The following is a 10,383-nucleotide window of genomic DNA, read 5'->3' as shown; positions in this document are numbered from 1 at the left end:
AGCATATAACGCCTGCATAACACGTTTGCTACTATGTAGATTAAGCTCAAATTTACCACTTAACACGGTAAACTCAACGAAACCTAGAATGCCGAATGTAGCAAATCGTGTTGATGCATTTGTTACATGCGACTCAAAGAATGAGCAGATACTCTATCTTTAGCCAATTCAATAACTGCATGACCTAATTGAACCAAAGTACCAAAACTTGGTGTCGTTTCAGGTTTTAATGAACGATAAGCACTCGTTCTACTTTTAATTCCTGCACGCTCAATTACAACACTGTGGCCAAATTGTTCAACATAAGAACGAATGGCCGCTTGCAAAATGTCAGCTCGACCTTCTTGCATTGAATCCCATGAAGCCTGCTTGATTACCATTTCCATTTCTTTAACGTCAAAAGGCGTTAAATCAGATTCAGTATAACTACCAACCGTAATTTCTTTTAACGTTGCAGCAGATAATTCAGCACCACTCCAATCAAGAGATCCGTCAGCCGTTAATGCAAACTTTTGAAAATTAGTCACGTGGCTAAATGCTTCTTTTTGGAAATACTCAGTTAAGTTTGCTTCACCGGTATAACCGTCACTAAAAGTAAGCTCAAGTGTAAAATCAGCTACCAAATCAACATCAATTACTTTCAACATACGTCACCTATAATTTACCCGGATTAATACCAGCAACTGCTTGTTTCCACATTGCCATCAATTTTACTCGATTGCTTTCAATGTGAGCTTCTGCTCGTTTTCGTTGCTTATTTGGTAAATAACCCTCTAAGCACTCACCTGTTTCAATTGCTATGATTAGCTCATAGCTACCATATTTGACATGAATATGAGGCAATTTATGCTGCTTGTTGTCGAAAAAATACAGACAAAATGAAAGCCCAAGCAATGCATCTATCTCTGGCATAGCAACCTCTAATTATCAAATCTGGTTAAACTATAGCACTGTATCTCAAAGGAGACAACTTTAGCATGTAACGCCTGCATAACACGTTTGCTACCATGCAGATTAAGCCCAAACTTACCACTTAATACAGTAAACTCAAAGAAACCTAGAATGCCGAATGTAGCAAATCGTGTTGATGCATTTGTTATGTGCTTCAGATTAACTCAACTAACTGTCTAATTGAATCACCATTAATTCCTACTAATTCATGTAATTTTTTAGCTCCATCGCGCTCTCTACATAAAACTGGAATAAACTCTGCACCTTTCGAAGCTAACCAAATTGTCCTAGTTATACCATTATTAATTGAGACATAATCCTCACATTTTTCAGAGTTATAATCACAAATCATTGTAGGTAGTGGGACTGGATTTTCATAACCTTTACTAAAACCAGTTGCTGCTAAATTATATTTATAATCAGCTTCCCATTCTTTTAAACCACCGGTTGCTAATTTATTTTCTTCTGCACTCGGATCTTTTGCCCAAAGTTCAAAAAATTTTACTCTATCAACAATAACAACATACCATTGGAATAATCCATTATAACAATGGCTAGCTTTCATATAGACAATATCACCAGATGACAATGGCACCTCAAAAATAGCATAATTACCATCTATGCTTTCAATAACTTCGTAAAGACATTCCATCATATTCATCCCTAAATTGCACATAACGCCTGCATAACACGTTTGCTACCATGCAGATTAAACTCAAATTTACCACTTAACACGGTAAATTCAAAGAAACCTAGAATGCCGAATGTAGCAAATCGTGTTGATGCGATTGTTATGGCAGTTCTTAAGGCGGGTTAAGAACTAATCTTTATCGAAGATAATGCAATCGTTTTTATTTGATAATGCACATTTATTTCGACTTTCATTCTTAACCTTATCTGAGATATCCATTGACTGCCATTCAGGATCCTCTGGATAACGAGTATCATCCATAAGAGTTAAAAATGGAGCTTCTTTATCCATTGTCCATATCGACTGTTCATAATTAAAAGAATCACTGATGGCTTTATCCTTGCAACTCTCGTAATTAGGGCTGTTCAAAGGGAAAGAACAAGGATTAGACAGCATAGAATTAGCTTGGGCAGTAAAATTTAAACAGAAAACAGCCAAAAAAATTGAGACTGAAGAAAACACTCGATTCATAATTAAAACCAATAGTTAAGTAATCGGCAATGATATTATAAATACAAACACAATTGCCAACATTTTAGAAATTTAGCTTCATGATTAAGATATAGAATACTCACCTTTAAACAATCAAATGCCATAACGCCTGCATAACACGTTTGCTACCAAACAATTATACTTAATATTGACGCCTTAAAACGAGAAACACCCGACAACCTGAGATGCCGAGTGTAGTAAATCGTGTTGATGCGATTGTTAAGTTTAAATAATCACTTCGGTTCAAACTCTATCAAAAGATTTACAATCGGATCTCCTTTATGATTTAAATTACGGAATAATTGCTTACCTCTTAAACGGTCAGAATCAACCTTTAATAACATCGATCCAAAAGAAAGCCGTTTATTACTTACAGTTCGACAATTCAAAGATAAAAAACCTTCCCATAAGGCACCTTTAACCTTCATAACAGAGGTTGATTCTAAGTCTCCATTGCGATATTTACTTGAGGTATATACACCAGTAATATCATTAGCAGTTTGCTCGAGAGATAAAGATAATTCAAAGAATACGTCCTCCTTCAAGTAAGAACGACCTTTCCATTCACCAGAGACATCAACTCCGTGATACATTAAATTACGATACCAAGGTAGGATAATTTTACTCATTGTTAAACTAAACCAATAAATAACAACCGAAGTAAGAACACCTGAGAATACACTCAATAATACAACTTTAAAATCTTCCACTTTAACTTACCTATTTAGACTTAACGCCTGCATAACACGTTTGCTACTATGCAAACCAAGCTGAATTTTACTGCCTTAATCACTAAAACCAAAGGCAAACTGACAACGCCGAGTGTAGCAAATCGTGTTGATGCATTTGTTATGTTTGTTCTAATTGTTATATCGAACCATCAGATATTTTATCCTGAGCTGCATCAATTGTTTCTTGATTAAACAAAATAGACATCATTGATTCAATTCGTTTGCTATCATCACCAAACTTATTGGTATTTAAGCCATTCGGAGCTTTAAATTCTACCTCACCAACCTTTCGGTTATTCTTGTAAGCTTTAATTTTTGCATCAGCTATAAACGTCCTAAAATCCCAACTCCAACGTGAGGAATAAATTAGAGTTAAGTCCTCAGCTTTTGGTGTTGTATCATCTGCAGCAACTTCACATTGATGACCGGTATCAAGGCACCATTCTTTCATCGTTTGTAGAAAAACATCACGTGTTTCATTGTCTTTAACGATAGTTATTTCATTAGATTGGTTCTCTGAACTTATCGGTTCAGCTGAAAATTTAGGAGATGAGCAGCCAGCCAGTAACACAGGAAACAATAAAATTAGAAGTTTGTTATTCATTATCGTACTTATTTGAGTAAATAAAGAACAATTATATATAAAGGACGAAGAACCGTAAATAACAAAGAAAAACATAACGCCTGCATAACACGTTTGCTACTATGCAGATTAAGCTCAAATTTACCACTTAATACGGTAAAACCAAAGAAACCTAGAATGCCGAATGTAGCAAATCGTGTTGATGCATTTGTTATAAGCACATTCTCACACGGTTCATATGAACAAATTGAGCATCTTCAGACGTTACTTGGAAACCAAATTTACGATATAAACCGCCTACCCGATTACCTTGCAAATAACACAATTTCACTGGCTTATTTTCACTATCAGCAAACTCTAAACATTGACTTAAAATCTGACTTCCTATGCCCTTTCCGTGAAAACTTGGTAATAAAAAGAAACGGCAAAAATAGAAATGATCACCTTTGTTTTGAAGCAAATAGCTACCTACTGCGTCACCTGATATTTCAATAATGGTTGGCTTTTCTTCATCCCATTCATCTTGATGCATTTCATGTTGGATTTTGTCGTCCCAACCAAATACAGCCTTAATTGCCTCAAATTCAGCTGCCTTTTTAAGTTCAAATAAGAACTCAAAATCACTATCTTTCGCTGAACGCGTAGAAAATTTCAAACCTTTACCTCTGGCTCAAATAACCTTAATAAATCGGTGCTTATAACGCCTGCATAACACGTTTGCTACGATACAGACCTAGCTAAATTTTACTGCCTTAATCACTGAAACTAAAGACAAACTGACAACGCCGAGTGTAGTAAATCGTGTTGATGCATTTGTTATGTTTATTTTACCAACTTCTGCAGAACCTGATCCTTGAACCAAACCTTTGCTTTTACGACGCTTTCTAGTGTTTCCACATCAAGAGTTAAATCTTCGATTCTTTTAGGATGAGTTAATTGGTCTCTAATACTATTGGCTGCTAAAAAATTGTCCCAGCCCACACCAAAGAAACCCAAATCTTTTGGCTCTACACCACGGGATTTAGCCAAACATTTACATGAGAACTTAACAGATTCTTTAAATTTGAGGTTATTCTTGTCTTTTTTTATAACTTGTCTGATTCTATCAAATTTGCACTCTTTTAGTTTCGCCTGTTCAGCTAAGTCAAAGATGACTTCAAAGTCCTTACTTGCCATAGCTTCCTGACGAAATGCATACATGAAGCCCTCAACTGTGGAAAAGAATGTTCTAACGTATGCATTTTCTAACGCAGAATTTCCCTTATTTTCAAGCAGTAACTTCCCTACAGCTTCAAGATCTGAGTCCAATTTTTGTACTAACTTAATATAATCGCTCATTATTACTCCATAAACATAACGCCGCAATAACACGTTTATTACTACGACGACTTAGCTGAATTTTACTGCCTTAAACACCGAAACCAAAGACAAACCTACAACGCCGAATGTAATAAATCGTGTTGATTGCTTTGTTAGGCGCTTGGTACAGATATCAAACTATGAACTTCTTTCCTTAGTAATTCCGCAGCCTCATCAATAGCCTCTAACAATTCAGATGCATTATCTTTAGCAGATTGAGTACATGTAGGAGAAGAATCATATGGTTTCCAGTAATAACCAAACTGCCCTTTCGAACAAGCACTTACAGCATCGCAAATTCGCTTTAACACATCAGCGGAGAGAGTTGCTTGGTATTCACACAGAAATTCATCAAGGGCTTTTTCATATACTTCAAAAGAAGAAGCAATCTCCTCCTTGGCATCATCCCAATCCATATCAGAATTAGTAATTTTTGGTATGATAGACTGCCTTATCTTATATAGTTTTTTTGAGGCTTCAAGCTTATATTTAAAAACCATTTCGGAGTTTTTAAGATAGAACTTATGCACTTCTAATTCTTTTTTGTAAATATTAGAAATCGATTCTTTAATACCAGTTTGAATAAACGTTTTTAACATAAATGCCGTGCCAACAGAGGTAAACCCCATAGCCCCTAAGATTGTAAAAATATTTTCTGCAATTTCCATTGATATCACTCTATATAACTAAATAGTATTTATATTATTGATGAATTAAAATGATCAGTAGCGCCTAACGCTGGCATAACACGTTTATTACCATGCAAACCAACCTGAATTAACCGCCTTAATCACAAAACTAAAGGCAAACCCAGAACGCCGAATGTAATAAATCGTGTTGATGCGATTGTTGTGCGTGCTTACTTTCGGCTTGGCTAACTTGGTAAAGAACTGCCCTGCCAAGATTTTCTAAGCCCTAATTCTAATTTACCGATAGCAATTAAGCGAACAAAATGTTCTTAAATTGCGAGATAAAGTAAATGGAAAACAGATACATTTTTTACACCATTTGAACGACTTGGTTTCAGAAAATTTGGAACTGATAAACCAAATATCCTTGCCACAACTGGGATTGAAAATGCTGCGAGCAAAACACTGATGCAGAATAAAATGAGGCATAACCAAAGAACAATTGAAGCGTAAATAGCCGCTGAAACGCCTGAACTTAGGAAAATAAGGGCTAATTTGCCGAACCTGATAATACGGAAACCAAAAGGTAATAAAGAAGAAAGGAATGCTTACTAAGCCGAAACTACAAAAGCCGCGATCCTATTGATGAACCGTGCAAAAAATTTCGGACTCAGTACGCACAACGCCTGCATAACACGTTTACTACTATGCAGATTAAACTGAATTTTACCGCCATAAACACAAAAACCAAAGACAAACCTACAATGCCGAATGTAGTAAATCGTGTTGATGCATTTGTTATAAATTTACCTAACGAATAGTGTATGATAAACTCTAAAAAATTCTTTAAATATCATTAATCTCGGTTAAATAATGACACAATCACCTCAATTAGATGCGACTCAAGCGGTAGAAAAAACAACTTACTTTGAACAAATGGGAACAGTTGGTATTATATTAACAATATTAATTATATTCGCTACTATTGTATGTTTTCTCATTGTACGTAATCAAAACACTCCAGTAGTACGTAAAGTAGCACGAATGAGCCACTCTGCTTATGGGCATTTATTATTGGCAGGGTTAAGTATTTTTTGGGCATCTTGTGTGTCAGTATTTGGTACTTCATTACAAGAACAGTGGTTTGCAGGAACAACATGGAAAAGAGAAACTCTTTTTTTTGGAGTTTCCGTTATTCTTGCTCTAATTGTTGGTGTATTACATTACATAAGAGCCCAACGAAAAGAAGCAGAGAACCAAGCTCGACCATGTGTTGATGCCATTAATGAAAATAGCTCACAATGTATTAATATGTCAGATATTGTAAATACATGTATATTTGATTTAGATAAAATAATCCGAATTGAAAATGCAAAGCAAGGTAGCGTCTTGGGGAAAAAAAGGAAATATAATAAATACAACCGCACATTAGATAACGCAATATCAACTTGTTTAGAATCTGTATTAAAAGTTACTAAAAAGTTCTCAGAAGGTGCTGATGAATTACACATTAAAGCTAATATTTTTAATTTAGTACCAAGCCACTCAGCTAAAACATCTTTCGAACAAAATGCCACGCATAAGCAAGATAATAATTCAATTTTTTCAAAAGATGCTATCTTAAATTCTCCATTCTTTTTGTTTGGAACAAATTTACAGTCACGCTTGGAACATTGTGATTATATTCTTGTTTGTGAGCAGACAATGACATGTCAATTAGATAAAAAAGATATTTTTTCTAAATGTTATGATCATAATAAAACAAATCATCATCCTTTATGCATGCCATTCTCCTATACCAAACAAACTTCAGATCTACGCCCAAATCATCCTAATTTATTCGGTGCACCAGAAACTGTTGAATCAAAAAGAGAGTGTTATGTTGAAGACCTGATGAAATCTTTAGATAAACATCTGGATAACCTAGATAAGTCAGCATTCTATAGCCGATACATGAATGAAAATTTTAAGTTAGAACTTAAAAACTACTATGAGCAAGATCAAGATAGACCAAAATCAATTCTATCAATCCCCATCGGAAAAATGGAACTAACATCTAGCTTTCCCAAGATACCAACAGAATCAGAGCAAATTGCATGTATTTTAAATATATATGTAAACAAGATTAACTTCTTAGAAAACCCAATGAAATCAGAATCATACCATGCATTAACTAAGCAATTATGTCATTCATTGTCCATCTTAATTTCTTTGAAAATAATGTACAGTTCCTTATTAAACGACTATAATAACGACAATAAAGTAACTTTGAAAAACAATATGATGCTATTACAAAACAAGGTAAGTTAATATGGATAAACAAACTCTGTGGTCTAATACAGCACCTTCATATTATATTTTAAAAAATGATACCGAAAAAGAAGAGATAAAAAAAACAAAGTCACTACTCTTAATTCGGTATGAAAAGTTATCTATAGATTTAGATGTTGAGACTAGAACTTTCCAATCTGCCGATACCACACTTTCTTTGAAAAAAGAAAGTAAATCAAAGGCTTTCTATTACCTGCTTAACTTTTTCAAATAAACACAATAATTAGTGGCTACATGTAGGTTGCCACTAAATTTATAACGCTGGCATAACACGTTTATTACCATGCAAACCAACCTGAATTTTACCGCCTTAATCACGAAACTAAAGACAAACCCAGAACGCCGAATGTAATAAATCGTGTTGATGCGATTGTTGTGCGTGCTCACTTTCGGCTTGGCCAACTTGGTAAAGAACTGCTCTGCCAAAATTTTCTAAGCCCTGATTCTAATTTACCGACGCCAATTAAGCGAACAAAATGTTCTTAAATTGCGAGATGAAGTAAATGGAAAACAGATACATTTTTTACACCATTTGAACGACTTGGTTTCAGCAGATTTGGAACTGATAAACCAAATACATTAGCCACTACTGGGATTGAAAATACTACGAGAAAAACACTAATGCAGGCTAAAATGAGGCAATACCAAAGAACAATTGAAGCGTAAAACAGCCTCTGAAACGCCTGAACTTAGGCCGACAATACTTAATTGCCGAACCTGATGAAATGAAAACTAAAAGGCAACAAAGAAGAAAGGAACGCTTACGAAGCCAAAACTACGAAAGCCGCGATCCTATTGATGAACCGTGCAAAAAATTTCGGACTCAGTACGCACAACGCTTGCATAACACGTGCTAACGACCAACCTTCCAAGCCAATTACACTTCAAACCAAAAACGCCGAATGTTATAAGCATCGTGTTGATGCGATTGTTACACGATCTTTGTCAACACTTCGCTTTAATTGGTAAAGAACTGATTTACCAATAATATTTAGAAACTAATTCTAAATTACAAAAGCCAATTTAGCGAACAAAAGAACCGTTCAACTATAAAAACTGCGAAACGAAACAATCCTTTTTCTAGCACCATTTGTACGATTTGGTTTCAGCAAGTTTTGAGCTGATAAACCAAATATCTTTGCCACAATTTGGATTGATAATGCTGCGAGGAAAACACTGATGCAGGATAAAATGAGGCAAAACCATGAACAATTGAAGCGTGAATTAGTTTCTGAAATCCATGAACTTTTGGCAATAATGGCCAATTGCCGAACCTGATGAAACGAACACCAAAAGGAAACAAAGAAGAAGGAAAACCACCCTACATTCACACCTGAAAATCAAATGGTTCTGTCGCTGAACTGAGCCAAAAAACTACAATCTTTAGTTCGTGTAACGCTGGCATAACACGTTTATTACCATGCAAACCAACCTGATTTTTAGCGCCTTAATCACAAAACCCAAGGCAAACCCAGAACGCCGAATGTAATAAATCGTGTTGATGCGATTGTTGTGCGTGCTTACTTTCGGCTTGGCCAACTTAGTAAAGAACTGCCCTGCCAAGATTTTCTAAGCCCTGATTCTAATTTACCGGTAGTAATTAAGCGAACAAAATGTTCTTAAATTGCGAGATAAAGTGAATGGAAAACAGATACATTTCTTACACCATTTGAACGGTTTGGTTTCAGCAAATTTGGAACTGATAAACCAAATATCCTAACAACAATTGGGATTGAAAATGCTGCGAGGAAAACACTGATGCAAACTAAAATGAGGCATAACCAAAGAACAATTGAAGCGTAAAATAGCTTCTGAAACGCCTGAACTTAGGGAAATAAGGGCTAATTTTCCGAACCTGACGATACGAAAGCAAAAAGGCAGCAAAGAAGAAAGGAACGCTTACTAAGCCGAAACTACTAAAGCCGCGATCCTTTTGATGAACCGTGCAAAAAATTTCGGACTCAGTACGCACAACGCTGGCATAACACGTTTATTACCATGCAGACCAACCTGAATTTTATTGCCTTAATCACAAAACTAAAGGCAAACCCAGAACGCCGAATGTAATAAATCGTGTTGATGCGATTGTTGTGCGTGCTTACTTTCGGCTTGGTCAACTTGGTAAAGAACTGCCCAGCCAAGATTTTCTAAGCCTAGATTCTAATTTACCGATACCAATTAAGCGAACAAAATGTTCTTAAATTGCGAGATAAAGTAAATGGAAAACAGATACAATTTTCACACCATTTGAACGACTTGGTTTCAGTAGATTTGGGACTGATAAACCAAATATCCTTGCCACAATTGGGATTGAAAATGCTACGAGCAAAACACTGATGCAGAATAAAATGAGGCATAACCAAAGAACAATTGAAGCGTAAATTAGCCTCTGAAACGCCTGAACTTAGGTAAATAAGGGCTAATTTGCCGAACCTGATGATACGAAAACCAAAAGGCAACAAAGAAGAAAAGGACGCTTACTAAGCCGAAACTACAAAAGCCTCGATTCTATTGACGAACCGTACAAAAAATTTCGGACTCAGTACGCACAACGCCCGCATAACACGTTTGCTACGATACAAACCTAGCTGAATTTTAACGCCTTAATCACTGAAA

10 protein-coding genes and 1 pseudogene are annotated in these 10,383 nt (G+C 35.6%); 2 read left to right on the top strand and 9 right to left on the bottom strand.

Annotation, left to right across the window (positions count from 1 at the left end; translation table 11 throughout):
• Positions 1-122 precede the first annotated feature (122 nt).
• From dhiA to BTO22_RS13695, 9 genes and pseudogenes are all read right to left on the bottom strand, one after another.
• On the bottom strand, positions 123-647 hold the full coding sequence (gene dhiA / locus BTO22_RS13745; protein WP_105055982.1) for a type II toxin-antitoxin system antitoxin DhiA: 525 nt from the start codon (positions 645-647) through the stop codon (positions 123-125).
• Positions 641-912: pseudogene (gene dhiT / locus BTO22_RS13740) on the bottom strand (type II toxin-antitoxin system toxin DhiT). The gene dhiA and the pseudogene dhiT overlap by 7 nt, the downstream one beginning before the upstream one ends.
• Before the next feature lie 193 nt (positions 913-1,105).
• On the bottom strand, positions 1,106-1,606 hold the full coding sequence (locus tag BTO22_RS13730) for a plasmid fertility inhibition factor family protein (protein ID WP_146107545.1): 501 nt from the start codon (positions 1,604-1,606) through the stop codon (positions 1,106-1,108).
• Between the two features lie 165 nt (positions 1,607-1,771).
• The gene (locus BTO22_RS13725) at positions 1,772-2,113 is read right to left on the bottom strand and encodes a hypothetical protein (protein ID WP_060993041.1); all 342 of its coding nucleotides are present in this window, start codon (positions 2,111-2,113) and stop codon (positions 1,772-1,774) included.
• Positions 2,114-2,367: 254 nt separating this feature from the next.
• Positions 2,368-2,844: a hypothetical protein gene (locus tag BTO22_RS13720; protein ID WP_105055980.1), complete on the bottom strand. Its 477-nt coding sequence runs from the start codon at positions 2,842-2,844 to the stop codon at positions 2,368-2,370.
• A gap of 157 nt (positions 2,845-3,001) precedes the next feature.
• Complete coding sequence (locus BTO22_RS13715) at positions 3,002-3,469, bottom strand: Sbal_3080 family lipoprotein (protein ID WP_105055979.1); 468 nt, start codon at positions 3,467-3,469, stop codon at positions 3,002-3,004.
• A 190-nt stretch (positions 3,470-3,659) separates the two neighbouring features.
• The gene (locus BTO22_RS13705; protein ID WP_105055977.1) at positions 3,660-4,103 is read right to left on the bottom strand and encodes a GNAT family N-acetyltransferase; all 444 of its coding nucleotides are present in this window, start codon (positions 4,101-4,103) and stop codon (positions 3,660-3,662) included.
• 167 nt (positions 4,104-4,270) lie between these two features.
• Positions 4,271-4,786, bottom strand: coding sequence for a hypothetical protein (locus BTO22_RS13700; protein ID WP_105055976.1), 516 nt, complete (start codon positions 4,784-4,786; stop codon positions 4,271-4,273).
• A gap of 134 nt (positions 4,787-4,920) precedes the next feature.
• Positions 4,921-5,475 carry a hypothetical protein gene (locus tag BTO22_RS13695; RefSeq protein WP_105055975.1) on the bottom strand — a complete coding sequence of 185 codons (555 nt, stop codon included), beginning with the start codon at positions 5,473-5,475 and terminating at the stop codon, positions 4,921-4,923.
• Between the two features lie 834 nt (positions 5,476-6,309).
• On the opposite strand from BTO22_RS13695, the gene BTO22_RS13685 reads away from it, so the two are divergent.
• Both BTO22_RS13685 and BTO22_RS13680 read left to right on the top strand, forming a co-directional pair.
• A complete protein-coding gene (locus BTO22_RS13685) occupies positions 6,310-7,746 on the top strand; it encodes a hypothetical protein (RefSeq protein ID WP_105055974.1) in 1,437 nt (478 codons plus the stop codon).
• A 1-nt stretch (position 7,747) separates the two neighbouring features.
• Entirely contained in the window at positions 7,748-7,981 is a 234-nt protein-coding gene (locus tag BTO22_RS13680) for a hypothetical protein (RefSeq protein ID WP_105055973.1), read from the top strand.
• Positions 7,982-10,383 lie beyond the last annotated feature (2,402 nt).

This window comes from Aliivibrio sifiae (genome assembly GCF_002954705.1).
Classification (GTDB): Bacteria; Pseudomonadota; Gammaproteobacteria; order Enterobacterales; family Vibrionaceae; genus Aliivibrio; species Aliivibrio sifiae_A.
The sequence above is the reverse complement of the archived record's forward strand: the minus strand, read 5'-3'. Positions and strand labels throughout refer to the sequence as shown.